The organism is Candidatus Pelagibacter bacterium nBUS_29, from assembly GCF_051200905.1.
Classification (GTDB): Bacteria; Pseudomonadota; Alphaproteobacteria; order Pelagibacterales; family Pelagibacteraceae; genus Pelagibacter.
On sequence record NZ_CP172843.1, the window covers coordinates 929,655 to 954,912 of the forward strand.

26 protein-coding genes, 1 pseudogene and 1 riboswitch are annotated in these 25,258 nt (G+C 29.7%); of the genes and pseudogenes, 5 read left to right on the forward strand and 22 right to left on the reverse strand.

Annotated elements, in window-relative coordinates; all coding sequences use genetic code 11:
* Window positions 1-7: 7 nt before the first annotated feature.
* From ACIJYA_RS05015 to ACIJYA_RS05055, 9 genes are all read right to left on the reverse strand, one after another.
* Window positions 8-1,186 (reverse strand): class I SAM-dependent methyltransferase, encoded by a 1,179-nt coding sequence (locus ACIJYA_RS05015; RefSeq protein ID WP_435087707.1) that lies wholly within the window; start codon window positions 1,184-1,186, stop codon window positions 8-10.
* Window positions 1,186-1,950 (reverse strand): DUF1365 domain-containing protein, encoded by a 765-nt coding sequence (locus tag ACIJYA_RS05020; protein WP_435087709.1) that lies wholly within the window; start codon window positions 1,948-1,950, stop codon window positions 1,186-1,188. Before ACIJYA_RS05020 ends, ACIJYA_RS05015 begins: the two co-directional genes overlap by 1 nt.
* Complete coding sequence (locus tag ACIJYA_RS05025; RefSeq protein ID WP_435087710.1) at window positions 1,943-3,190, reverse strand: NAD(P)/FAD-dependent oxidoreductase; 1,248 nt, start codon at window positions 3,188-3,190, stop codon at window positions 1,943-1,945. Before ACIJYA_RS05025 ends, ACIJYA_RS05020 begins: the two co-directional genes overlap by 8 nt.
* Before the next feature lie 9 nt (window positions 3,191-3,199).
* Window positions 3,200-6,058: an aminomethyl-transferring glycine dehydrogenase gene (gene gcvP, locus ACIJYA_RS05030; RefSeq protein WP_435087712.1), complete on the reverse strand. Its 2,859-nt coding sequence runs from the start codon at window positions 6,056-6,058 to the stop codon at window positions 3,200-3,202.
* A complete protein-coding gene (gene gcvH / locus ACIJYA_RS05035) occupies window positions 6,059-6,439 on the reverse strand; it encodes a glycine cleavage system protein GcvH (protein WP_435087714.1) in 381 nt (126 codons plus the stop codon).
* On the reverse strand, window positions 6,436-7,542 hold the full coding sequence (gene gcvT, locus ACIJYA_RS05040) for a glycine cleavage system aminomethyltransferase GcvT (protein WP_435087715.1): 1,107 nt from the start codon (window positions 7,540-7,542) through the stop codon (window positions 6,436-6,438). The genes gcvH and gcvT overlap by 4 nt, the downstream gene beginning before the upstream one ends.
* 77 nt (window positions 7,543-7,619) lie before the next feature.
* Window positions 7,620-7,709: riboswitch (glycine riboswitch) on the reverse strand.
* Between the two features lie 23 nt (window positions 7,710-7,732).
* The gene (locus ACIJYA_RS05045; protein WP_435087717.1) at window positions 7,733-8,611 is read right to left on the reverse strand and encodes a DMT family transporter; all 879 of its coding nucleotides are present in this window, start codon (window positions 8,609-8,611) and stop codon (window positions 7,733-7,735) included.
* Complete coding sequence (locus ACIJYA_RS05050) at window positions 8,611-9,555, reverse strand: biotin-dependent carboxyltransferase family protein (RefSeq protein WP_435087719.1); 945 nt, start codon at window positions 9,553-9,555, stop codon at window positions 8,611-8,613. The genes ACIJYA_RS05045 and ACIJYA_RS05050 overlap by 1 nt, the downstream gene beginning before the upstream one ends.
* Window positions 9,548-10,222: a 5-oxoprolinase subunit B family protein gene (locus tag ACIJYA_RS05055; protein WP_435087721.1), complete on the reverse strand. Its 675-nt coding sequence runs from the start codon at window positions 10,220-10,222 to the stop codon at window positions 9,548-9,550. The genes ACIJYA_RS05050 and ACIJYA_RS05055 overlap by 8 nt, the downstream gene beginning before the upstream one ends.
* 28 nt (window positions 10,223-10,250) lie before the next feature.
* Between ACIJYA_RS05055 and ACIJYA_RS05060 the strand changes: the two genes are divergently transcribed.
* Genes ACIJYA_RS05060 through ACIJYA_RS05070 form a run of 3 tightly spaced genes read left to right on the forward strand, consistent with a single transcriptional unit; the run spans window position 10,251 to window position 12,303 of the window.
* Complete coding sequence (locus tag ACIJYA_RS05060; RefSeq protein WP_435087722.1) at window positions 10,251-11,024, forward strand: 5-oxoprolinase subunit PxpA; 774 nt, start codon at window positions 10,251-10,253, stop codon at window positions 11,022-11,024.
* Complete coding sequence (locus tag ACIJYA_RS05065) at window positions 11,024-11,512, forward strand: tetratricopeptide repeat protein (protein WP_435087723.1); 489 nt, start codon at window positions 11,024-11,026, stop codon at window positions 11,510-11,512. Before ACIJYA_RS05060 ends, ACIJYA_RS05065 begins: the two co-directional genes overlap by 1 nt.
* Window positions 11,513-11,517: 5 nt before the next feature.
* A complete protein-coding gene (locus tag ACIJYA_RS05070; RefSeq protein WP_435087724.1) occupies window positions 11,518-12,303 on the forward strand; it encodes a putative hydro-lyase in 786 nt (261 codons plus the stop codon).
* Here ACIJYA_RS05070 and ACIJYA_RS05075 read toward each other — a convergent pair whose 3' ends face one another.
* Genes ACIJYA_RS05075 through ACIJYA_RS05090 form a run of 4 tightly spaced genes read right to left on the reverse strand, consistent with a single transcriptional unit; the run spans window position 12,304 to window position 15,599 of the window.
* A complete protein-coding gene (locus ACIJYA_RS05075; RefSeq protein ID WP_435087726.1) occupies window positions 12,304-13,011 on the reverse strand; it encodes an ABC transporter ATP-binding protein in 708 nt (235 codons plus the stop codon). It lies immediately after the preceding gene.
* Window positions 13,001-13,723: an ABC transporter ATP-binding protein gene (locus ACIJYA_RS05080; RefSeq protein WP_435087727.1), complete on the reverse strand. Its 723-nt coding sequence runs from the start codon at window positions 13,721-13,723 to the stop codon at window positions 13,001-13,003. Before ACIJYA_RS05080 ends, ACIJYA_RS05075 begins: the two co-directional genes overlap by 11 nt.
* Complete coding sequence (locus tag ACIJYA_RS05085) at window positions 13,720-14,733, reverse strand: branched-chain amino acid ABC transporter permease (protein ID WP_435087729.1); 1,014 nt, start codon at window positions 14,731-14,733, stop codon at window positions 13,720-13,722. The genes ACIJYA_RS05080 and ACIJYA_RS05085 overlap by 4 nt, the downstream gene beginning before the upstream one ends.
* Window positions 14,733-15,599 carry a branched-chain amino acid ABC transporter permease gene (locus ACIJYA_RS05090; protein WP_435087730.1) on the reverse strand — a complete coding sequence of 289 codons (867 nt, stop codon included), beginning with the start codon at window positions 15,597-15,599 and terminating at the stop codon, window positions 14,733-14,735. The genes ACIJYA_RS05085 and ACIJYA_RS05090 overlap by 1 nt, the downstream gene beginning before the upstream one ends.
* 124 nt (window positions 15,600-15,723) lie before the next feature.
* Here ACIJYA_RS05090 and ACIJYA_RS05095 point away from each other — a divergent pair, with 124 nt between their 5' ends.
* Entirely contained in the window at window positions 15,724-16,980 is a 1,257-nt protein-coding gene (locus ACIJYA_RS05095) for an ABC transporter substrate-binding protein (RefSeq protein ID WP_435087731.1), read from the forward strand.
* A 95-nt stretch (window positions 16,981-17,075) separates the two neighbouring features.
* Complete coding sequence (locus ACIJYA_RS05100; protein WP_435087732.1) at window positions 17,076-17,687, forward strand: YjbE family putative metal transport protein; 612 nt, start codon at window positions 17,076-17,078, stop codon at window positions 17,685-17,687.
* Here the strand turns inward: ACIJYA_RS05100 and panB are convergent.
* The 9 genes and pseudogenes from panB to pssA all read right to left on the reverse strand — a co-directional run bounded on the left by panB (window position 17,688) and on the right by pssA (window position 25,257).
* Window positions 17,688-18,460, reverse strand: a pseudogene (panB, locus tag ACIJYA_RS05105) (3-methyl-2-oxobutanoate hydroxymethyltransferase). It abuts the gene before it with no gap.
* 4 nt (window positions 18,461-18,464) lie between these two features.
* Window positions 18,465-18,884 (reverse strand): VOC family protein, encoded by a 420-nt coding sequence (locus ACIJYA_RS05110; RefSeq protein WP_435087734.1) that lies wholly within the window; start codon window positions 18,882-18,884, stop codon window positions 18,465-18,467.
* Window positions 18,885-18,906: 22 nt separating this feature from the next.
* Window positions 18,907-20,469: a glutamine-hydrolyzing GMP synthase gene (gene guaA / locus ACIJYA_RS05115; RefSeq protein ID WP_435087735.1), complete on the reverse strand. Its 1,563-nt coding sequence runs from the start codon at window positions 20,467-20,469 to the stop codon at window positions 18,907-18,909.
* Window positions 20,459-20,896 carry a tetratricopeptide repeat protein gene (locus ACIJYA_RS05120; RefSeq protein ID WP_435087736.1) on the reverse strand — a complete coding sequence of 146 codons (438 nt, stop codon included), beginning with the start codon at window positions 20,894-20,896 and terminating at the stop codon, window positions 20,459-20,461. Before ACIJYA_RS05120 ends, guaA begins: the two co-directional genes overlap by 11 nt.
* Window positions 20,896-21,972, reverse strand: coding sequence for an IMP dehydrogenase (gene guaB / locus ACIJYA_RS05125; protein WP_435087738.1), 1,077 nt, complete (start codon window positions 21,970-21,972; stop codon window positions 20,896-20,898). The genes ACIJYA_RS05120 and guaB overlap by 1 nt, the downstream gene beginning before the upstream one ends.
* 37 nt (window positions 21,973-22,009) lie before the next feature.
* On the reverse strand, window positions 22,010-22,621 hold the full coding sequence (locus ACIJYA_RS05130) for an RlmE family RNA methyltransferase (RefSeq protein WP_435087740.1): 612 nt from the start codon (window positions 22,619-22,621) through the stop codon (window positions 22,010-22,012).
* Window positions 22,622-23,533, reverse strand: coding sequence for a glycosyltransferase (locus tag ACIJYA_RS05135; protein WP_435087742.1), 912 nt, complete (start codon window positions 23,531-23,533; stop codon window positions 22,622-22,624).
* Between the two features lie 21 nt (window positions 23,534-23,554).
* Entirely contained in the window at window positions 23,555-24,454 is a 900-nt protein-coding gene (locus ACIJYA_RS05140) for a glycosyltransferase (RefSeq protein ID WP_435087744.1), read from the reverse strand.
* Entirely contained in the window at window positions 24,454-25,257 is an 804-nt protein-coding gene (gene pssA, locus ACIJYA_RS05145; RefSeq protein ID WP_435087745.1) for a CDP-diacylglycerol--serine O-phosphatidyltransferase, read from the reverse strand. Before pssA ends, ACIJYA_RS05140 begins: the two co-directional genes overlap by 1 nt.
* Between the last annotated feature and the right edge of the window lies 1 nt (window position 25,258).

Below are 25,258 nucleotides of genomic sequence, written 5' to 3' on the forward strand. Positions count from 1 at the left end.
CTATGTATTATTTATTTTGAAGTGAAAATTGAATTAAATCAATATTTTTTGATTTAAAACCGGCTTCACAATACGAAAGGTAAAACTCCCACATTCGTTTAAAAGTTAAATCAAAACCTTGGTTTTTAATCAAATCCCATTTTTTATTAAATTCATCTCTCCATAAAGCTAATGTATCTGCATAATGGTCCGCATAAGAAACATACGAGTTCACAGTTAATCCATTATTAGACACAAGTTTATTAATAGTATTTTTATTAGGTAAAAACCCACCTGGAAAAATATATTTTTGAATGAAATCTTGTTTATTTTTATACCTATCAAACAAACTATCATCTATGGTAATAGCTTGAATAGCAGCCATGCCTCCGTCAGAGAGATTATGTTTGATTGTTTTGAAATAGCTCTCTAAGTAATTTTGACCCACAGCTTCAATCATTTCAATTGATGCTATGGAGTCATATTTTCCTTTTAAGTCTCGATAATCTTTAATTTCTATATTAACCTTTTCATTCAAACCACAATTATGAATTCTTTCTTTTGCATATTCAAATTGTCTCTTTGAGATAGTAATGCAATCCAATTTAACGTCATAATTTTTACCTAGATACTCTGCAAAACCACCCCAACCACAACCAATTTCTAAAACTTTATCCCCATTGCTGGGCTGAATTAAATTAATTAACTTTTGGTACTTGTTATTTTGTGCATCAGACAAATTTATATTTTGATCATCAAATATTGCACTTGAATATGTGAGAGTTTTGTCTAGCCAAAGAGAGAAAAAATCGTTTCCAAGATCATAATGTTTAGCAATATTTACCTTACTTCTATTTTTTGTATTTTTAATAAATCTATTTTTAATAAAATTTAAAAATTTTAAATCTAATAAACCAGCAAATTTATGTACAATATTAATATTTCTTGCAGTTAATTCAATTAAATCAGATAAATTATCAGTTTCAAATTCATCTCTCATATAGCATTCAGCAAATCCAATACTTCCTCCTTTGATTAAATTATAATTTAATGCAGGAGTTTTAATTTTTAAATTAGCCTTTAGTTTATCATTTGGATTGCCAAATTTTAATACTTCACCAGAAAAAGTTGAGATTTCTAAAGATCCAACATTTATTCTTTTAAGAATACTAAAAACTATTTTATCTGCAACGCTGTAAAGTAACATTAATTTTCAATTGTTATATTATTGTTAGTTTTAATTTTTTTTTTTATGAACTTAATTCCTTTTGTCCATAATTTAAACGCTTCATAATGTATCGCTAGGATGATCTTAAAAGTCATCATTGGATGTTTTAAATATGATTTAATTAAACATTTTGTATTAAAATCTGACCTAATTCCATCTTGTGAGGCATATAAAATTTTATCTTGAGCATCATACTGATCAATTATAACTGATATTTTATTTCCTGGTTTTAATAGTCGAAAAAAATAATTACAATTCATTTCAATAAATGGAGATACATGAAATTTTTTAGAGCAATTATTTTGTATTAAATTAGCATCCTTTTCTACTCGAAATATATAAGTATGTTGTTCGCCAAATGTATTTTTAACTTCATATAAAATTGAAATTAATTGATCTTTTAAATCATAAACATAAAAAACACTTAAAGGATTGAAAACAAAACCAAAAATTCTTGGATAACATAAAATCTTAATTTTTATATTGTCAGTAGAAATATTATTTTTTTTTAAATTATTATGTACCCATTCTACCAATGAAGATCCATTTCTTTCACCATGATCTTTGTCATAAAAGCTAATTAAATTAATCTTATTATATGAAAAAAAATTAACTTTATTATGTAGTGTTTCCAATTCAGAAAGATCTATTAATAATGAAAAAACATTATATTTAAAATAATGAATCTTTGGTTTAAACCTTTTGTGTATTACCTGCCCGTTATATATAGATGAATTAATCATTTAAAGTTTTTAGCATTTCAATTGAAGATTTTATGCCGTCTTCATGAAATCCATAACCAAAATAACTTCCTACAAATAAAGTATTGTTAACATTCTGAATAGAATTTAATTTTGACTGATTTTTTAATGCATTTTCATCATAATATGGATGAGCAAAATCTATCTCATTATAAATCTTATTAGAGTCAATTTTAAAAAAAGGATTTATTGTTAAAAAAATATTTTGATTAATCTTTAAATTTTGTAATTGATTTAACCAATAAGTAACTGATGAATTCTCTTTATTATTTGGATCTAATGATGAATTCCATGAACACCATGCTTTTTTATTATTTGGCATTGAGCTTTCATCAGAGTGAATTATTGCAATATTTTTTCTATATTTAAAATTATTTAATATTTGTTTTTCTTGATCAGAAGCATCCGAGATGATCTTTAAACTCTCATCAGCATGAGAAGCTAGTACAACTTTGTCATAAGTAAAAAATTCATGTTCTGATCCATAATAAACCTTTACCCTGTTGTCACCTCTTACGATTTTATTGATTTCATAATTTTTATAATATTCTCCACTTATATTAGATAAAATTTTATTAACATAAGTTTTACTTCTATTAGATACTGTGAACCACTGAGGTCTGTTTTTAAGTTTAAACAATCCATGATTTTTAAAAAAATTTAAAAAGAATGATAATGGCATTTGCGATGCCTCATATGGTGGCATTGACCATATCGCTGAAACCATTGGTATTATGTGATAATCTATGAAGAAATTAGTTTTTTTGATTTTTTGCAAATATTCTCCAAGTGTAATGTTATTTTCAAGTGTATTAGGATCTAATTTTTCACACCTTTTGTAAAAATTAATTATTTCAAAAATCATTTTTACAAATTTATAATTAAATAAATTTAATTTGTTTGAAAAAATACCATTTAAACCTTTGCCACAATATTCGATATTGGTTTCTTTAACATTGACTGAAAATGACATGTCACTTTCTTCAATTTCAATCTCATTTTCTTTAAAAAAATTAATTAAATTTGGGTATGTGATTTTATTAAAAACCATAAAACCAATATCAACGGCAACTTTTTCTTTATCATTGTATTTAACATCCAATGTATAAGAATGACCACCAAAACGATCCTGCTTTTCAAACAAATCAACTTTATGTTTTTTTGATAAATAGTAAGCTGAGCTTAATCCTGATATTCCCGAACCTACTACTGCAATTTTCATTTAATAATTTTATGCAGCAGTATCTTCATACTCATCCATTGATGGACATGTACAAAATAGGTTTTTATCTCCATAAACATTATCTACTCTTCCAACTGGTGGCCAATATTTGGCTGTCTTTAAAAATTCAGATGGATAAGCTGCTTCCTCCCTCTCATATTTATGTTCCCACTTGTTGGAAGCTAATTCAAGATGAGTATGTGGCGCATTCTTTACTGGATTGTCCAATTTATCATATTCACCTGAATGTATTTTATCGATTTCTTGTTTAATTTTTTGAAGAGTTGAGCAAAATCTATTTATCTCACTTAAACTTTCACTTTCAGTTGGTTCAATCATCATAGTTCCAGCAACAGGCCACGACATTGTGGGCGCATGGTAACCAAAATCTATTAAACGCTTAGCTATATCTTCCTCTGTAACACCTGTATCAGCTTTTATTTTTCTAATATCAATAATACATTCATGGGCAACATTCCCACTTTTGCCTTTGTACAAAATTGGAAATGAATCTTTTAATTTGTGAGCAATATAATTTGCATTTAATATAGCAACTTGTGATGCTTTCTTTAAACCTTCAGAACCCATCATTTTTATATACATCCATGAGATTGATAAAATACTTGAGCTTCCCCAAGGGGCGGCTGAAACAGCACCAATTCCTGTTGTAGGTCCACAATCTTTAATCACTGAGTGTTTTGGTAAGAAGGTTTCTAAATGTTTTTTGCAAGCTATTGGTCCCATGCCTGGTCCTCCTCCACCATGTGGAATACAGAATGTTTTATGTAAATTTATATGACAAACATCTGGGCCAAATTTTCCTGGTTTTGCAATACCTACTAATGCATTTAGATTTGCTCCATCCATATAAACTTGTCCACCATTTTCATGAATAAGTTCACAAATATCAGTTATTTTCTCCTCAAAAACTCCATGCGTTGAAGGATATGTAACCATTAATGCTGCTAAATTATCTTTATGTTCTTCAGCTTTTTTCTTTAAATCTTCAAAGTCTACGTTTCCATGATCGTCACATTTAACCACAACGACTTTCATCCCAACCATTTGCGCACTCGCAGGATTAGTGCCATGTGCAGAGCTTGGAATTAAACAAACATTACGATTAGCTTCATTATTTTTTTCATGAAATTTACGAATTACCATTAATCCAGCAAATTCGCCTTGGGCTCCAGCGTTTGGCTGCAGTGATACACCTGAAAAACCAGTAATTGATCTAAGCCAATTTTTTAAATCAGTAAAAAGTTCTCTATAACCATCCATTTGTTCTACTGGAGAAAAAGGGTGTGGTTGTGAAAACTCTTTCCAAGTTACTGGTATCATCTCAGATACTGCATTCAACTTCATTGTGCATGAACCTAAAGCTATCATTGATCTATTTAAAGCAATGTCTGCATCTTCTAGTTTTTTTAAATATCTAAGCATTTCAGTTTCTGAATGATAGCTATTAAAAACTGGATGATCTAGGTAAGTTGAACTTCTTAATAAATTTTTAGGAATATTAGATAAGCTCTCATTCATAGATTCTTTAATTGTTTCAGAACAATTAAAAATTTTTAGCAATTGATTAGCTCTGTATAGGTTTTTTCTTTCATCAAAAGAAACCGCAAGCATCTCTGAATTTACTTTTCTGATATTAACACCTTCATCTAAAGCATTTTTATAAATCTTATCAGTCTTATCCAAAGTTTTTACAGTTACAGTATCAAAAAAATGATCTGAATAAAGTTCATATCCAGATTGTTTCAACTTATCAGCAAAATTTTTTGTTAACTGAGAAACACTTTCTGAAATTTTTTTAATTCCTTTAGGGCCATGATAAACTGCATAAGCTGCAGAAACAATTGCCAACAAAGCTTGAGCAGTACAAATATTACTTGTAGCTTTATCTCTTCTAATATGTTGCTCTCTAGTTTGAAGAGCTAATCTATAAGCTTTTTTACCATGTCTATCTACTGAAACTCCAACTATTCTACCTGGCATCGATCTTTTGTATTCATCTTTTGTAGCAAAAAATGCTGCGTGTGGGCCACCATAACCCATTGGAATACCAAATCTTTGTGAACTTCCTACAGCGATATCTGCTCCTAATTCTGCAGGTGTTTTTAATTTTGCAAGAGCTAGCAAATCACAAACTAAAACTGCTTTACCATTTTTTTTATGTATTTTACTTATTGCTTCACTAGGATCTTTAATATCTCCTAATGTACCAGGATAACTGATTATACCGCAGATAATCTCATCTTTGATATCAGTCTCCTCATCACCAATAATTATTTCTACCCCTAAAGGTTCGGCTCTTGTTTTAATGACTTCAATTGTTTGTGGGTGACAATTCTTTGATACAAAAACTTTATTTGAGTCTGTCTTAGATATTCTATAGCTTAAACCCATAGCCTCTGCTGCGGCTGTTCCTTCATCTAAAAGTGAAGCATTAGCTATATCCATACCTGTAAAATCAATGATCATCTGTTGAAAATTCATTAACATCTCAAGTCTACCCTGAGCAACTTCAGGCTGATATGGTGTGTAAGAAGTATACCACCCTGGATTTTCTAAAATATTTCTCAATATAACGTAAGGAGTGTAGGTTCCGTAATATCCCATTCCTATAAAGCTAGAATAAACTTTATTTTTTTTTGAAATATTCTTTAATTTTCTGAGTGCTTTATATTCAGAATTTGGATCTCCTATCTCTAAATCATCTTTTAATAAAATGTTTTCTGGTACGGTATTTTTTATTAACTCATCTAGATTTTTATACCCTAACTCTTTAAGCATAATATTTTGCTCTTCAGTAGAGGGGCCGATGTGTCTTTGAATAAAATCTTTTTGAGCATTTTTTAACATTTAACTACCGCTTTCTTTTGCAAATTTGTCATATTCATCTTTGTTCATTAAACTATCTAGTTCATTTTTATCTTTAATTTTTAATTTGAAAAACCAAGCTTCATTTTCTGGATCTGAATTAATTTTACCAGGATCGTCAACTATAGATTGATTATTTTCCATTACTTCCCCTGATATAGGTGTGTAAACATCGCTTGCAGCTTTAGTTGATTCTACTACACCCGCATTTCCATCTTTTTCAACAGAAGTACCTACGTCAGGTAATTCTACAAATACAATATCTCCCAACATTTCAGTTGCATGCTGGGTAATACCTATTGTGCCAACATCGCCTTCTATTTTTATCCACTCATGTTCTTTAGAATATTTAACTTCACTCATTTAGTTGCTCCTTTCACATAACTTTTTTTATAAAATGGTAATCCACAAATATTTGCTGGATATTTTTTTCCTCTTACCTCAAGAAAAACTTTTGTATCTTTTTGAGAAAATTCTTTTTCAACATAACCCATTGCAACAGGTCCATTCAAACTTGGTCCAAAGGTACCACTAGTTACCTCACCAACAACCAACTCATCTTCATTGAAAATTTTTGTTTTCTCCCTCGCAATTAATCTTCCTTCTGGTTTAATGCCAACTCTAATTTGCGGAGTACCCTCATTAATTTGATTTATAATTTTATCTGAACCTATAAACCCACCATTTGTTATTCTTTCTTTAGATATTGCCCATTTAAGATTGGCTTCGATTGGAGTTTTATCCAAACCCAATTCATGACCATATAAACACAGTCCAGCCTCTAATCTCAATGTATCTCTAGCGCCAAGTCCTATAAGCTGAGCTCCATTTTCAAGTAATTTTTTTGTAAACTCTTCGGCAAAATCATTGGGGATAGATACTTCAAAGCCATCTTCACCAGTATAACCTGATCTAGTTACAAATAATTTTTGATCTTTATAATAAAACCAATTTCCTGTCATAAAATTTAGATCTTTTGCTCTATTAAGAATTAAATCTAAAATCTCTACAGACTTAGGTCCTTGTATTGCTATTAAAGATCTATTTTCCTCTAAATTCATCCTATATTTATCGTTAAGTAATTTAGATATAATTTTAAAGTCATTATCCTTGCAAGCAGCATTTAATATTATTAGATAACCACCATCTATTTTTGTAATAATCAAATCATCATAAATTCCAGCATTTTCATTCATTAAAAAACTATATTTTGATGAATTTACTTTTAAGTCTTTTAAATTAAGCGGAAAAATTTTTTCTAAATCCGCAGTTAGACTATCATCACCATAAATAAACAATTGCCCCATATGCGAAACATCAAAAATGCCTGAGTGTGTTCTTGTAAATTTATGCTCTTCAACAATACCTTTGCTGTATTGTATTGGCATTTCATAGCCTGCAAATTCTACAAATTTAGCTTTGTTGTCTTGATGAAGTTTGTTTAAAGATGTTTTTTTTATTTCCATACTAACTCGCTTTACCCATCTGTATATTTGCCTGAGAGTTTTGCTCCTTCGGCGAGAACTTAATCTCTTTCCAGAGTTAATATGTTACGGTCCTTTTTACCTGAGAGTTTCCTGGGTGGTTGCTCCTTCGGTGTTACAAAATTTGTAATCTCTCCCGTTAATGATCAACTTATCAACTATTTACAGATGGTCAATGAGAAATACTTTTTTTACGCGCACTTAATAGTGAGTAAAATTGAACTAATACAGCAAAAATAATTATAGCTCCTCCTATCAACCCAAACATAGATGGTCTTTCACTAACAAATATAAAGGCCCAAATTGGTCCCAAAACAGATTCAGATAACATTATTATTCCAACCATGGCTGAAGGTGTAGTTCTTGCTCCAGTTGTAATAAATATAAATCCTAATCCAACTTGAAAACAGCCACCTAGAAAACCTAGAAAAATATCATGCGGTGAAATCATTATTTTTGTTGAAAGTAAAAAACCAATAAAGCATGAACATATACCTGCTACAAATTGTGCTGGCACCATATCAACTGTTGGAAATTTTCTCACAATAATAATTAAAACTGCAAAGGTGATAGGCATTGTAAATGCTGCAAGATTTCCTGAAAGCTCACCTGGTGTTAATGAATTTCCCACCATTAACAAAACGCCTGATATTGCTAAAATAATTGATGTTAACGTAATTGCAGAAATTTTTTCCTTAAGAAAAAAATAACCAAATATTGCGAGAAATAAAATTTGAAGAGATATAATGAAATTCGTATTAGCAACCGTCGTGTTATACATTGCAAATACATATCCACAGAAACCAAAAGATAAAATAATTCCACCAATAAACCCTGGTAAACCAGAATCTTTAAATGCTTTAAAAGTTTTCTTCTTATAACTGATTATTAAAAAAGCTAGAACTGTCAAAGAAAAAAATAAGGATCTCCAGAATAAAATTTGCCATAAAGTTGAACCTTCAAATGACTTAACTATAAGTCCACCAAAACTTAAACAGCAAGCACCTAAAAATACTAATAAAGGTCCAGGTAATTTTGTAATTATATTCATTAGATTTGTGAAATTAAATTTTGAGTTTCCATTTCATACAACTTAAACAAAGTTTCTGCATCAGATAATTCTATTTCTTTAAATTTTATTTTTGACCCAGGTGATATTTGAACCAATCTGTCATAATCAACACTAGCAACAACTCCTATTTTTGGATAACCCCCTATCGTTCCATGGTCTGATAGCATTATAATTGGATTACCATCTGCTGGAACTTGTATTACCCCCTTCAACAAACCTTCAGATTTAATATTTGTATTAACAATGTTTTCTATTTCAGGGCCATTTAATCTCATACCCATTCGATCAGATAATTTTGATACTGTAAATTCTTTTTCAAAAAAATTTTTTTTTCCTTCTTCAGAAAAATAATCGAAATTAGTTCCTTTTATAACTCTTATATTTTCTACTTTTGAGTTTAAATAATTAGTTTTATTTTTTTGTTGATTTGTACTTATCTTTGAAATGATTAATTTTTGATTATTCTCTAATTTTTTACCCTCGTTAGAACCAATGTTGGCTTTTGTATTTATCGAGCAGCTACCCCATTGAAATTTTAAATCAAACTCCCCACTAACAGCCAAATAGCCATAAACAGATTTGTTGGTTGATAGAATGTCAATCTCATCTCCATTTTCTATTAGATAATTTTCATAACAATTACCCTCTATTTCGTTATCCTTTTTTCTTATTTTAAAGATTACATCTCCAGCCACAGCAATGGTAATATTGTCTCCACTATACTTTAATAAAGGACCTTGATATGCAAACTCGATAACTGGTAAGTCTAATTTATTACCAACTAGTCTATTAGCTAGTAGATAATTTCTATTATCCATGGCTCCACTGAAAGGAATACCAATATGGTATAAATTATTTCTTCCCATGTCTTGAAATGTTGTGTTTATACCAGCTCTTATTATTTCAAAATAATTGTTACTCATTATAATTTTTATATTCTTCAAATGTTATTTGTTTAAATTTAACAGTGTCACCTGGGTTAATTAAATTAGGATCTTTTTCTTTTGAAATATCAAATACTTCTAACGGGGTATTTCCGATAATGTTCCACCCACCAGGACTTTCAAATGTATAAATATCAGCAAATTGTTCTGTTATTCCAACAGATCCTTTTGGTACTTTTACTCTTGGAGTTTCCAACCGTTGAACTCTCATATTTTCATCTAAATCACCTAAAAAAGGCATGCCTGCTATAAATCCTGTCATATAACAAAAAAATTCTTTATTAAAAAAATTCTCTAGAATTTTTTCTTTAGTTAAATTTAATTTATTTTCTAATCTTTCCATGTCTAAAGAAAAAGAAGCATCACAGCAAACTGGCACTTCTAAATTTTTGTTATTTATCTTTAAAGTTTCTTCAACATTAAGTTTTTCAATTTTATCTTTGATTTCTCTAAAATTTGTTACACGAAGATCATAAGAAATAATCAATTTATTATAAGAAGGTGTAAGATTATTAATTCCTTTAATTTTTTTTTCTTTAATTGTATTAAAATACTTAATTACATCAGAGTTAATTTGTTTATTAACCTCAGTTCCAAAATCACAGTAAAGAGCTGCGTCACCAAGATTTGATATATTTTTTATCATGTCATGTTATACTTCAACATTTAAGACTATGGAAATTAATATAAATTGTGATTTAGGTGAAAAATCTAAACATCATTCTAATAAGTATGATCCTGATTTACTAGAGATAGTAAATTCTGCTAATGTTGCCTGTGGTTTTCATGCTGGAGACGATGAGTCTATGAACCAAGTTATTAAAATATCCAAGGAGAATGGGGTAAGCATTGGTGCACATCCATCATTTAATGACCCTGAAAATTTTGGCAGACAAAGAATGAATCTTTCTTCAGGTGAAATTACAAAATTAATAATTGATCAATATGATATTTTACAAACAATTGCAGACAATTATAAAGAAAATGTTACACACATTAAGCCTCATGGTGCACTTAACAATATGGCCTGTGAAGATATAGAATTAGCAACTACTTTAGCTAAAACAATAAAAGGAATTAACAAAGATTTAATTTACCTTGTTCCAACTGGTTCGAAAATGGAGGAAGCTGCAAAAAAATTCAACATGAAAATTGCATGTGAAATTTTTGCGGATAGAAACTATGAGGACGATGGAAATCTAGTTTCTAGAAAAAAATCTCACGCATTAATAACTGACCCAGAGCAAGCCAAAAAACACGTGCTAAATATGGTTAAAAATCAGGCACTTAATTGTCACAGTGGAAAACAGATACCTTGTGAAATAGACTCTGTATGCATACATGGTGATAACAATAGTTCATTAGCTACAGCAAAATCAATCAAAAATAATTTGATTGATAATGGACTTAAACTTAAACCTTTAAACTTAATGGAGAAATTTATTTAATGTTAAAAAAATATTTAATTGTGTCTTTTTTTATAACTTTATTTTCAATTAGTTCACAAGCTGCTGGAACAGATGATAGTTCAGCAAAAGTTAAATCTAATTATGACAAAGCTGTTTCACTTATTAAACAAGCAAAGAAATATGAAAAAAAAGGTAAAACTGATAAAGCTAATAAAAGATATGAGAAAGCTCAAAAATTACTTTTAAAATCTAATAAAAAAAAACCCCTTCAAGCTGATACTTTAAATTATCTGGGTTTTACAACTAGAAAACTAGGTGATTATGAAAATGGAGAAAAATATTATTTACTTGGTTTAGAAATTGATCCAAATCATAAAGGAATTAATGAATACTTGGGCGAACTTTACGTTGTAACCAATAGAATTGATCTTGCAAAAGAAAGATTAAATGTATTGGAAAATTGTAATTGTGAAGAGTATGGTGAATTAAAAGAAATAATTGATGGAACAAAAACATCAAAATATTAATTCATATGCTTGACATACAGAATCCAAAAGAAGCAAGAAAAGTTATCAGAAATAACGAATATACTGAACAAACAGCTGGATCAGCAAACAAATATGTACAAGGAAATATTTGTATTTTACCAAGTAAGTACGCAATGGATTTTGCTTCATTTTGTCAAAAAAATCCAAAGCCTTGTCCTCTAATAGGCTTTGGCACTAAGGGAGATCCATCTTTAAAAGATTTGGGAGATATCGATATCAGAACAGATATACCTCAATATAGAGTATGGGAAAAAGGAAAAATTATTGATGAGCCTTATGATATAAAAAAATATTGGAATGAAGATTTAACAACATTTGTTTTGGGATGCTCAATGTCTTTTGAGCTACCTTTAATTGAAGCAGGAATACCTATTCAACATATAGAAAATAATACTATTGTACCAATGTATCGAACATCTATAGATTGTGAACCTGCAGGCCAATTTTCAGGAAAGCTTGTGGTTTCTATGAGGCCATTGAATTCAAAAGATGCAATTAGATCAATTCAAATTAGTTCAAGATTTCCAGCTGTTCATGGTGCACCTGTACACTTAGGTGACCCTTCAGAAATTGGCATAAAAGATATAATGAATCCAGAATATGGTGATCCACCAAAAGCATTTAAAAATAATGAGATTCCAGTTTTTTGGGCTTGTGGAGTAACACCTCAATCAGTTTTACAAGATTCAAAACCAGATTTTTGTATAACACACAGTCCTGGGAAAATGCTTATAACTGATAAGCTAAATAATGATTTGGCAGCCTTATAATTAATTTCCTAAAAAAACTTTTGTAACTTTGTTGTTATCAATTAGATCCTCTGATTTTCCATCAATAACTAATCTTCCACTTTCAAGCACATAACCTCTATCAGCCATACTAAGAGCCAATCTAACATTTTGCTCAACAAACAAAATTGATATTCCTTCGTTAACAATATTTTTAAAAATTTTAATTAAATCTTTCATTACCATAGGTGACAAACCTAAAAAAGGTTCATCAACCATTAAAAGTTTTGGGAGTCCCATCATACCTCTAGCTATTGCCAACATTTGTTGTTCACCGCCAGACATTGTCCTCGCTAATTGGCTGGATCTAGCTTCAAGTTTTGGAAAGATCTTATAAATTTTATTTAGCGAATTATCTAATTCCTTTTTAGCTGCAGGGTGCCAAGCGCCAAGTAAAAGATTTTGCATTACATTCAAATGAGGAAAAACTCTTCTTCTTTCAAGAACATGAGATATGCCTAGTGCAGTTCTTTTATGTGTAGGTTCTTTGGAGATTAAATTGTTATCAAAATGTATACTTCCATTCTTATGATGTACTAAATTACTTATTGTATTTAAAATTGTACTTTTTCCAGAACCGTTTGGCCCTAAAAGAGCAACCATTTCTGCTTTCTTAACATTTATAGATACGTCCCAAATTACTTGAAAGTCATCGTATAAAACATCAATATTTTTAATATCAAGCAGCATCGAATGTTCCTAAATAAGAGTCCACAACCTGTTTATTATTTTGAATTTCTTTTGGAGAGCCATAGGCTATTCTTTCTCCTTGATCTAGAGCTAAGATATTATCTGAAATCTCCATAATGATATTAATATTATGTTCAATCGTAACAATTGTAACTCCTGACTTTTTAAGTTTTTTGATAAGTTCCACGAGACCAGGTATAGTTTTCTGGTCAACGCCACCAGTTACTTCGTCCATTAGTAATAATTTTGGCTCTATTGCCATTGCCCTTGCCATCTCAAGTCTTTTTCTTTGTCCTGTAGAAAGCTCTTTTGCAAAATGATGTCTTTTCTCAATCAAGTCAACAAAATCAATTATTTCTAAAGCTTTATCTCTAGCTTTTTTAATATTTTTTTCTTTAACAAACGAACCTATCATTACATTTTCAAGCAATGTTTGATCTGCAAATGGTTTTAATTTTTGAAATGTTCTTCCAATACCTAGTTTACTTATTTTGTCAGGAGTTAATCCAAAAATATTTTTTTCAAAAAATTTAACTTCACCAGTATCAGCTTTTGTATAGCCTGTGATTAAGTCGAATAAAGTAGATTTTCCCGCACCATTTGGGCCAATTACACCAAGTATAGAGCCCTCTTCAACGTCAAAAGAAATATTATTGTTTGCTTTAATTCCACCAAAAGCTCTACTTAAATTTTCTACTGATAAAATTTTCATCTTTGTTTTTTTCTCTCTAAAATATTTTTTGGAACAAAAGATATAAGTCCATCTGGTCTAAAGACACAAATTAACATTAATATTAGTCCATAAAGGATTAGATCTACCGCACCACCTGTACCACCTAAATATATTCTTGAATATTCTGAAATTGGAATCAAGATTGCTGCTCCAAGTAGTGGGCCCCAAACATTACCTATTCCACCAAGGACAGTTATCAACAAAACAATAATTGATATTTCAATATTAAAAACTCTATCGGGATCAATTATTAAAATATATTGAGCAAACAAACTTCCCATTGGAGCCATAATCATAGCTGATATTACATAAGCAATAATTTTATAATTTGAAACATTAATACACAAACTTAATGCCGCTTGAGGATCATCTCTCACAGCTCTTAATCTAAATCCTAATTTTGATCTACTTAAGATCCAAACCAAATAAAAAGTGATTAAAAAAAATACTAAAAAAACATAGTAGTAAGGCATTTTACTTGTATGAAATTGAAGCGCTAACCAAGAGTCACCAGATGTCATTGGAACCCATAAACCAGATGCTGCACCAACTAAATCCCATCTTTGAAAAACCACTTGAAAACTTATCCCTATCAGCAACGTTGCGATTGCGAAATAATGCCCACTTAATCTAAGCATTGGTATTCCAATTAAAACTGCTGCAACTCCTGAAAAAATTATTCCAAAAAAAATGCTTATCCAGGGAGAAATACCGTACTGAACATAAAAAAATGAAGTTGCATAAGCTCCTATGCCAAAGAAAGCACCATGGCCAAGACTAATCTGGCCAGAAAATCCAGCTATCACGTTCCAAGATTGAGCCATAACAGCATGCATGAAAATCATGATCATTAAATGGAGATAAAAAGAGTTTAATCCAAAATGAGGTAGTGCAAATAATAATAAAACTATACCAGCAATTAATGAAATAATTTTTTTGTCTGTGTTCCAAAGTGGCTCTGCTTGTGCGGTTAATAATTTATAGTTCATTAATATCTACCAAATAAACCTTGAGGTTTATAAATTACCACTAATAAATATATCGCAAAGACATACAAAAGTTTAAAAGATGGATCTATCAATAAGCCCCCTAATGACTCTACAAGACCAATAATTATTCCTGCATACAAACAGCCAATAATACTTCCAAAACCACCTAAAGCTACAGCAACGAATGCAAATAGAGCAAAATTAATTCCTACATCAGTAAAAATGAAAAAATAGTTAGCCATCATTCCACCTGCTATACCTACACATCCAAGTCCAATTGCCCATCCAATTGCAAACATTTTGTTTGAAGGAATTCCTAAAATTTCAGCAGCGTGTCTATCTTGAGCTGTAGCCTGTAAAGCTAAACCAGTTTCAGTTTTTGTGACAAATAAATACAAAGCTATAAAAGCAACCAAACATACTAAGCTTGCTACTAATTGTGGTTGACCAATAAAAACAGATCCTATTTCAAGCCTACCCTCCAATAAAGGTTTTTCTACATTTCTAAAATCTGGTGTCCATAATAATTGAGCTATAGATCTTATGAATATTGATAATCCAAAAGTAGCACAAATTTGAATTAACATTTTTGCTTTTAAGATGTATCTAATTAAAAAATAGTGTGTGAGTATTCCACATACAGCCATCAATAAAATTGTAATCGGAATTGAAAAAATAGGATCAATCCCAAATAATGACCACAGCCAAAATGAAGAAAACATTGATAGCATTAAATGTTCACCGTGAGCAAAATTCACAATATCCATTAAACCAAAAATTAAACTCAGTCCTGCAGCTATTAAGGCATAAATTAATCCCATCATTAGACCGGTAACAATTGCTTGAAGAATAATCTCTGATGTCATTAAGAATAAATATAAATTAGAAAACGTATAAACATTATATATAATTGCAAAAGTATATCATTGAATTGATTTTATATATGGTATTTAATTAGTTATTAACAAAAACAAATATGAGGGGAAATAAATGAAAAAATTAATACTTGCAGTATTTACTTTTTTATCATTAATTTGTGCACCTGTAGTAAGTTCTGCGCAAGATGTTAAAATTGGAGTACTGTATCCATTAACTGGTCCTGTAGCCCAAGTGGGTAAGGATGCGGTTGCTGCAGTACAAACTGCTTTAGATATTATTAATAATAGCCACAATATTCCTGGAATGCCTTTAGCAAAAGATGCTGGTCTAAAAGGTTTGGGTGGTGGAAAAATTTCAATAGTTGTTGGTGACCATGGTGGAAAACCAGATATTGGAGTTGGTGAAACAGAAAAAATGTTAAATTCTGATAAAGTTCACGCAATGTTTGGAGCTTACTATTCATCAGTTACTGGTGCAGCTAGTCAAGTTTCTGAAAGAGCTGGTATACCTTGGGTTAATGGTGAGTCTACATCTCCAAAATTAACAACAAGAGGATTTAAATATTTCTTTAAAGTCACTCCACACGATGGTGAATTTACTCAATTAATGTTTGAATTTATGAATGACTTCAACAAAAAGAATAATAACAAATTAAATACACTTGGTATTATTCATGAAGATACTTTGTGGGGATCTGATAGTGGTGGAACACAAAATAAAATGGCTAAAGATCAAGGATTTAAAGTTATTGAAAAAATTAGCTATAAAGCAAAAACAACATCTTTAAGTTCTGAAGTACAGAGATTGAAAGCAAAAAACCCTGATGTTTTATTGCCGTCATCTTATACTGCTGATGCTTATTTATTTTTAAATACTGCTAAAGAACTTGATTATAACCCTAAACTTTTAGTTGCACAGAATGCTGGATATACTGATCCAAAATTTATAGCTACTATGGGAAGTAAAGCTGAAGGTGTAATTACAAGATCTCCTTTCAATACTGACTTGGCTACTACAATTCCAATGATTGGTACTGTAAATGACCTTTTCAAAACTCACTCAGGCGGAAGAGATCTATCTGATGTACCAGCTAGAGCTTTTACTGGCTTTATGGCATTAGCGAATGCAATTAATAATGCTGAATCAACTGATCCTGAAAAAATTAGACAAGCGTTAGTTAATTTAGATATGTCATCAGACTCTTTAATTGTTCCTTACAGAGGAATTAAATTTGGTGCTGACGGTCAAAATGAAAAAACTAGAGGTATTTTGATGCAAGTTCAAGGTGGTAAATATTGTACAGTTTATCCATTTGAATTAGCTGCATGTAAATTGCAGTATCCAATGCCTACTTGGTCTCAAAAATAATTTTAGATAATATTAGAGGCGGTCATTAATTTGACCGCCTTTTTTTTTATACTTTTTATTGAATTATTATAAATTTAAAATAATATTAACTTACCTTGATTGAAGAACTCGTTATTTTAACTAAAATTATTTTTATCACTATTATCTTAACAGCTGATAACGCAGTTATAGTTGGTTCAATTGCAGCAAACTTTGTACCCAAAAATAGGAAACAAATTATTTTGTGGGGTGTGGCAGGAGCTTTTGTATTCAAAATTTTTTTTGCTATATTTGCTACTTACTTATTTAAATTTTATTTCATCAAAATATTAGGGGGATTATTATTAATTTGGATTGTCAATGATTTAAGAAAAGATTTGGTTGATATTAAAAAAATTAAATCACAAACTAAAAAAACAAAAGAACCCTCTTACATAAGTAGTATTGGAAAAGTTTTATTTGCAGATATTATGATTAGCTTTGACAATGTGATTGGGGTTGTTGCAGCGGCTAAAGAATATTTTGGTTTTATGATTTTTGGCCTTGTTTTATCAGTCGTTTTGACTGGAGCCTTAGCAACCTACATGGCAAATTACATACAAAAACATATCTGGATTGCTTATATGGGGTTAATATTTATTCTTATTGTAGGATTGCAGTTAATAATTGGTGGATTAGTTGATCTAGAAATTTTAAAAATTAATGAAGAATTTATTAAATATTTTTAGTTAATAAGAGTGTTTCTTTAGTGGAAACTTTTTTTGCTTCACATCCTTAGAATAATTAGATACTGCTTTTTTTATTTCTTTTCTAATGTTGCTATATTTCTTAACAAACCTAACATCTATTGGGTTAAGTCCAATCAAATCATCTAGTACCAAAATCTGTCCATCACAATTATTTGAAGCTCCTATTCCAATAGTTGGAATGTTAATCTGACTTGTTACTTTTTTTGCTAGAGTAGTTTCTACGCATTCAAGAACAATTGAAAATACACCTGCACTTTCTAATAATTTGGCATCATTTAAAATCTTATTTCTTTCAGAACTTTTTTTTCCTTTGTATTTAAAAGTTTTATCTGATTGAGGCAGTAATCCTAAGTGACCCATTACTGGTATTTTATTTTTAGTTAAAGCTTGAACAATATTATAAATTTTTTTTCCACCTTCCAATTTAATAGCATCACATTTTGTAATTGAAATTATTTTTTTTGCATTTCTAAGTGCTTCTTTAGCATTTCGATATGTGTTATGTGGCATATCAACAACCATTAAGCTTTTTTTTATACCCATTCTCACACTTTTTGAATGCTCTATCATAGTCTTTAAGCTTACTTGTCTTGTAGATTTATAATTGTATAAAACTGAACCAAGTGAATCTCCTACTAAAATTATATCGCAGAAGTTATCCAAGATTGAAGCAATATTCTTTGAATAAGCAGTTAAACTAACAATCTTTGATTTATTTTTTTTTTAATTATATCTAATATTTGCTTTTTCATCGACTTACCACGAGCCGGTATTTTCCATTGAAGCCCAAGGTTCTTTGGGTTCTAAATTTCCTTCTTGAAGTATTTCAATTGAAATATTGTCTGGAGATCTAACAAACGCCATATGACCATCACGAGGCGGTCTATTAATAGTATAACCCATATCCAGCAATCTTTGACAAGTTTCATAAATGTTATCAACTCTATAAGCTAAATGGCCAAAATTTCTTGAACCTTTACCAAGTTCATCGCCATCCCAATTGTATGTTAATTCAATTTCTGCTTTTTCATCATTTGGAGCTGCAAGAAAGACAAGAGTGAATCTGCCCTTTTCATTTTCCATACGCCTTATTTCTTTTAAGCCTAACCCATCACAGAAAAATTTTAATGACTCATCAATATCTTTAACTCTGATCATGGTATGCAAATATTTCATATGACTAATTTATAGTTTAAAACTACTCTAATTCAATAGTACTAGGTGGTTTTGAGGTAATATCATAAACAACTCTATTAATACCTCTTATGCTATTCACTATTTGATTAGAAATTGTTTCCATGAAAGACTTTTTGAACTCATAAAAATCTGCTGTCATTCCATCTTCAGATGTTATTGCTCTTAAAAGACATAAATACTCATAAGTACGATTATCACCCATAACACCTACTGTTTTGACAGGTAACAAAGCAGCATATGCTTGCCATATTTTATGGTAAAGACCGTGATCTCTTAATGCTTGTATAAAATAAGAATCAGCTTCTTTAAGTATTTTAATTTTATCATTTGTAATTATTCCTGGCATTCTAATTGCTAAACCAGGTCCTGGGAAAGGATGCCTTGAGATAATATCCTTACTTAAATTTAATTCTAAACCTAATTTTCTAACTTCATCTTTAAAAAGAAATTTTAAGGGTTCGACAAGTTTAAGCTTCATCTTTTTTGGAAGTCCTCCAACATTATGATGTGATTTGATTTTTGAGGTTTGACTGCCTGTTACTGATTTGCTTTCAATTAAATCTGGATATAGAGTTCCTTGAGCTAAAAATTTTACATTTTTAATTTTTTTTGCATATCTTTCAAATATTTTTATAAAAAGATTACCTATAATTTTTCTCTTTTTTTCAGGATCAGAAACATTGTGTAGCTTTTTTAAAAATTCCTTTTCAGCATTTACATAAATTAAGTTCATTTTTAAACGTTTCTTAAAAGTCTTAACAACTTGTACTTCTTCATTTTTTCTTAAAAGACCAGTATTAACAAAAATACAATATAATTTTTTACCAATGGCTTTATTAAGTAATTGAGCCACCACGCTACTATCAACACCGCCTGATAAAGCACAAATAACTTTTTCAGATCCAACTTGATCTTTAACTTCCTTAATAAGCTGTATTTTTTGATCTTTAGAAGACCAATTACGTTTAATTTTACAAATCAAAAAAATAAAATTACTAATCAATTTTTTTCCATTTTCAGTATGGGTTACCTCTGGATGGAATTGAATTCCATAAAACCTTTTTAATTTATTTTCTACAATGGCAAATTTTGAATTAGTACTTGATGCTACTACTTTAAAATTTTGTGGAAGCTTTGATACTTGATCTGCATGACTCATCCAAACTTTTTTAAATTTTTTTTTATTAAAAAAATTTTTAGTTAAAAGGCTTTCGTTTTTTTTATAAATATTAGCTAATCCAAACTCACGATGCTTTGATTGCTTAACTTTACCCCCATTAAGCTTAGAAAGAATTTGATGACCAAAACAAATACCAAGAATTGGAATATTTAAATTTATAATTTTTTTATCAAATGAATATTTGTTAATTTGATAAACATTTAAAGGTCCGCCAGATAAAATAATTCCTTTAATAGATTTATCAATATCTTTAATTTTGATTTTTTTGTGACTTATTATTTCAGAAAAAACTCCTAGTTCTCTAATTCTTCTAGCAATTAATTGAGTGAATTGTGAACCAAAATCTATTATTAAGATTTTATCAAGATTTTGATCAAGACTCATTTTCTGGTTCTATATTTTTAAGAGACTTTTGAATTTCTTTATTTTCATCACATAATTCATCACAAACTTTTACAAATGTTTGCGAGAGATCTTTGACTTTAGAGTAATTTGATTTCTTTAAAGCTATTTTCATTAACATTAAAATAACTTCTTCATTATTTGGCTCTATCAGTAACGCTGTGTCCAAGTTATATTCTTCCTTTTTTTGATTTTTTTCATGATTATAAATTTTTGCTAAATACAAATACGATTTTGCATCTTTAGGATTAAAAACTATATTGCGCTCTAACATAAATCGTGCATCATCATATTTTTTATCTTGATACTTTTTTAACGCTTCATCAAAAAAACTTTCTGCACTTAGTGCTAAGTTTATAGAAAATAAAGAAAAATATATTAAAGTGATTAATTTAAAAATTTTATTCATTAATATTTACTGTCATTTTTAACTACATCTACGTTGTGAACCATACTTTCATAAAAACCTGCTTTAGTAATCTTAACAAAGTTTGGTTTTATTCTAAGTTTTATTAAATTTTTGGATCCAAGATAGCCCATAGATGATCTTAGTCCACCAATCAATTTATAAATAATACTTCCTACATCTCCTTTATATTTTGCAAAACCTTCAACTCCTTCTGGAACATATTTTGATGTATCTTTTTGTTTGGTTTGAAAATATCTATCTGCTGAACCTTTGTTCATTGCTCCTACAGAGCCCATACCTCTAAAGCTTTTAAATAATTTTCCATTTTTTTTTATTAATTTTCCTGGTGTTTCATCTGTACCAGCAAATAATGATCCTATCATTACAGCATCAGCACCTGCGGCAAATGCTTTTGCTAGGTCACCCGAATATTTAATTCCACCATCAGAAATAATTTTTATATTTTTATTTTTCAATCCATTTCTTACAGACAAAATTGCACTTAATTGAGGAACTCCAATTCCTGCAACTAATCTTGTGGTGCAAATAGATCCAGGGCCAATTCCAACTTTAATAATATCAACACCTAATTTAATTAAAAATTTAGCTGCTTCTGGTGTTGCAATATTTCCAGCACATAAAGCAATCTTTTTATTCTTCAATTTTTTGATAAATTTAATGATCTCTCCAACTTTTTTAGTATGACCGTGAGCTGTATCAACCACTATTAGATCAACACCTTCTTTTATTATAGCTTTGGACCTATCAAATTCGTTTGGTCCAGCTCCAACAGCTGCGCCAACTAATAATTTTTGCTTTTTGACTTTTTTAATTTCTATAATTTGTTTTTTGATGTCTAGATTTCTATGAATAACTCCTATTCCACCAGCTTTTGCTATAGCAATTGCCATTTTACTCTCTGTGACCGTATCCATTGCAGACGATAGAAGAGGAATTTTTAGTTTAAGGTTACTAGTTAAATAGATGTCAGTATTTACCTCCGAAGGTAATATTTCAGAGTATTTTGGAGCTAGCGTGACATCATCAAAGGTAAGTGCTTCTTTTATAGGAACCATAATCTTTTATATACGATTCCTTTTAAATTAAAAGTACCTATCTAAGACTGCTACAAATGATAAAACTTTCTTTAGAGTCTTTTCTGCTAGATTTAGGTTTAAAAACCTTAACTTCTTTGAAATATTTTTTTCCTTCTGCAACTATCTCGTTAAAAGTGCCTCCCATAAAAATTTTTGAAATAAAATAACCTTTATCAGTTAAAAGATCCTTTGCAAAAAACATAGCTTCCTTGCATAGTTCACCTGTTTGGATTGAATCAATGTTTTTTATTCCTGTCGTATTAACAGCCATATCTGACATGACTACATCTATTTTAGTTTTTACATGTTTTTTGATTTCGTCTTGGATATTTTCTTCAGTAAAGTCACCTTGGATTTGAACGGTATTGCCTATGGGCTCCATTTCTTTTAAGTCTATCGATATCAGTCTACCACTTTTTGCAACTTTTGCCGCATATTGTGACCAACTACCTGGAGCCGCACCAATATCTATTACAGAAATACCACCTTTAAAAATTTTAAATTTTTCATCTATTTCAATTAATTTATATGCAGATCGCGCTCGATACCCATCCACTTTTGATTGCTTAACATAGGTATCTCTTCTTTGTTTATTAACCCAGTTTTTTGAAATTTTATTTTTTTTCAATTAATTATTAAACCTTAAACTCTTATTCACAGTTTTTCCTTGTAAAGTTTCAATATCTATTGCGATTTCTTTATTAAGTCTCATGTCTTTTTTATCTTTCCAGATTCCAGCAGCTAAGTGCATTATTCCAATTTTATAATTTGGCAAATAAGGTTCAACAAATGTAGAATTTTCCACATCATATTTTGGTAAAAGATTACTTGTTATCCAATTACAATTAAGAGGTAAAAATTCAGTTTCAATGTTGTCTATGTAAACAGACATATTCATTGCTAACTGTTCTGAGCCAAATATATCACCACCCTTTAAGGTTTGTTTTAGATTATTCTGCCAAGATTCCCATGCACCTGAGTTTTTTTCTAATGAAAAAACTCCAATATTTATATGTGGTGCAAACGCAAGCTTTCTTGCTTTTGCATAACTAATATTTGATTTTATAGCGTGTTTAAAATTTTGAGATTTGATAATTGCTAATTTTCCAATAATCCAATTAACTTTTGACGTTATCCTGTATCCCGGCCCAATAGTTTGCGTTATACCAAGCTTTCCATTGTCACATGCTTTGAAATATAATTCTATAGATTTCCAATCATTGACCCACGCATCACAATCAATCCATAAATATTTTTCATAACTTGGAAAATATTTTGAGAGAAATGCTCTTGAAACTTGGCTCTTTAGCCATTCTCTTCCTTTAATTTTGCTATCTGGAACTTTTATATCCCATTGAGCAGATTTAATTTCATCAACTTTTGTAGATAGTTTTTCTTTTTGTTCATTAGTTAAACCTGCATCTAAAACACAAATAGCAACATTATTACTTTCGCTAAATCTTTTAATAGAATTAATTAATTCATCAAGTAACGGAAAGTAGTTGGAGTCTGCCAATGACACAATAACATTTTTTTTCATAATTTTAAAATGAGAATCTTTTTATTCATTATTAAACCTAAGATTTTTTTCAATAATCTTACCATTAAGACATTCAATTTTACTTAGTGTTTTTTTATTATTTCTTATTTCATTATTGTGCTTACCTGCAAAATGAATAATACCAATTTCATGATTAGGCAAATAAGGTTCGACAAATGTTTTTCTGTCTTCATCATATTTCATTCCACTTATGTGTGTCCAATTACAATAAGCTGGGAGTATTTCTACAGGTAAATTATTATGATAAATTGTTATATTTAACGCTATTTGATCTGAACCCCAAACTTTTCCTGATTTTAAAGAGTCTTCTAAATTTTTTCTCCAAACTTTCCAATGTGGTGCGCTTGACTTTAAAGCAAAAACTCCAGCATTTAGATGTGGCCTTAAAGCAACTTCTCTTGCCACTTTTTCAGAAAATCCAGAAGATTTAGCATGTTTATAATTCTGTGATTTAACTCTAGCAAAACTTCCAAAAAACCAACCTACTCTTAGTCCTCCATAAGCTCTATCAGCATTTGTTGAAATACATAGTTTGTTATTTTCACAACCCTTAAAGTATAATTCAACTGCTTCCCAAGAATTTACCCAGGCATCGGCATCTATCCATAAATACTTTTCATAATTAGGAAAATATTCAGTAAGAAAAGCTCTTGTTATCAAACTTTTAAGCCATTTTTTTCCCATAGTCTTAAATTGACTAATTTTGATATCCCAGTCAGAGGATTTTATTTCATCCACTTTAGGTTTCAAAATTTTTATTTGATCATCTGTTAATCCACCATCTAAGATACAAATTGCAGTGTTATCACTCTGTTTAAATCTTTTTATTGAGTCTACCAGCTCATTTAATAACTCAAAATAATTAGAGTCTGCTAAAGAGATAATAACATTTTTTTTCATTATAAAATGTCTTCAAAGTTATCATCATCAGCTGGGTTGTTATCTGAATACTGTTTCTTTAATTTTTGATAGTGAAAAAAACTAATAGGTAACATTACCAGGTAAACTATTGAACTTATTGCTATAACATTAAAAGGGTAAACTAATAATAGTCCAAAAAATAGAACAATCCCAAACAATAAAAAAATAGTTGCTTTTCTTTGTATAATAATCTTTTTAAATGAATAGCTAGGGAATTTACTTATTAACAGTAAAGAAATTATTATAAAACAAGTTGATACAATAATATCATAATCAAGCATAATATAATCAAAATTTGTTATACTTATAATTAAAGGTGTCAAAACTAAAATTCCTCCTGCTGGTGAAGGAACGCCTTCAAAAAAATTATCTCTCCATGAAGGTCCTTGATTTGAATTAACATTGAACCTTGCCAATCTTAATGCCACACAGCTTACATAAATTAAACATAACAACCAGCCAAATCTTCCTAATTCATTTAACTTCCAAAAATACATAATAAATGCCGGCGCCACACCAAAACTTATCACGTCTGCTAAAGAGTCTAATTCTTTTCCAACTTCTGAAGTTCCTTTAATTAATCTTGCAATTCTTCCATCTAACCAATCAAATAAAGCTGCAAAAATTATTGCTATAATTGCAAATTCAAATTTTTCATCTAATGCAAATCTAATTGAGGTTAATCCAATACAAACGCCAACTAAGGTAAGTATATTGGGTAGAATAACTCTAGCATTTTTTTTATCTGCTATAATTTTAAAATTACTTTTGGGTTGTTCCATT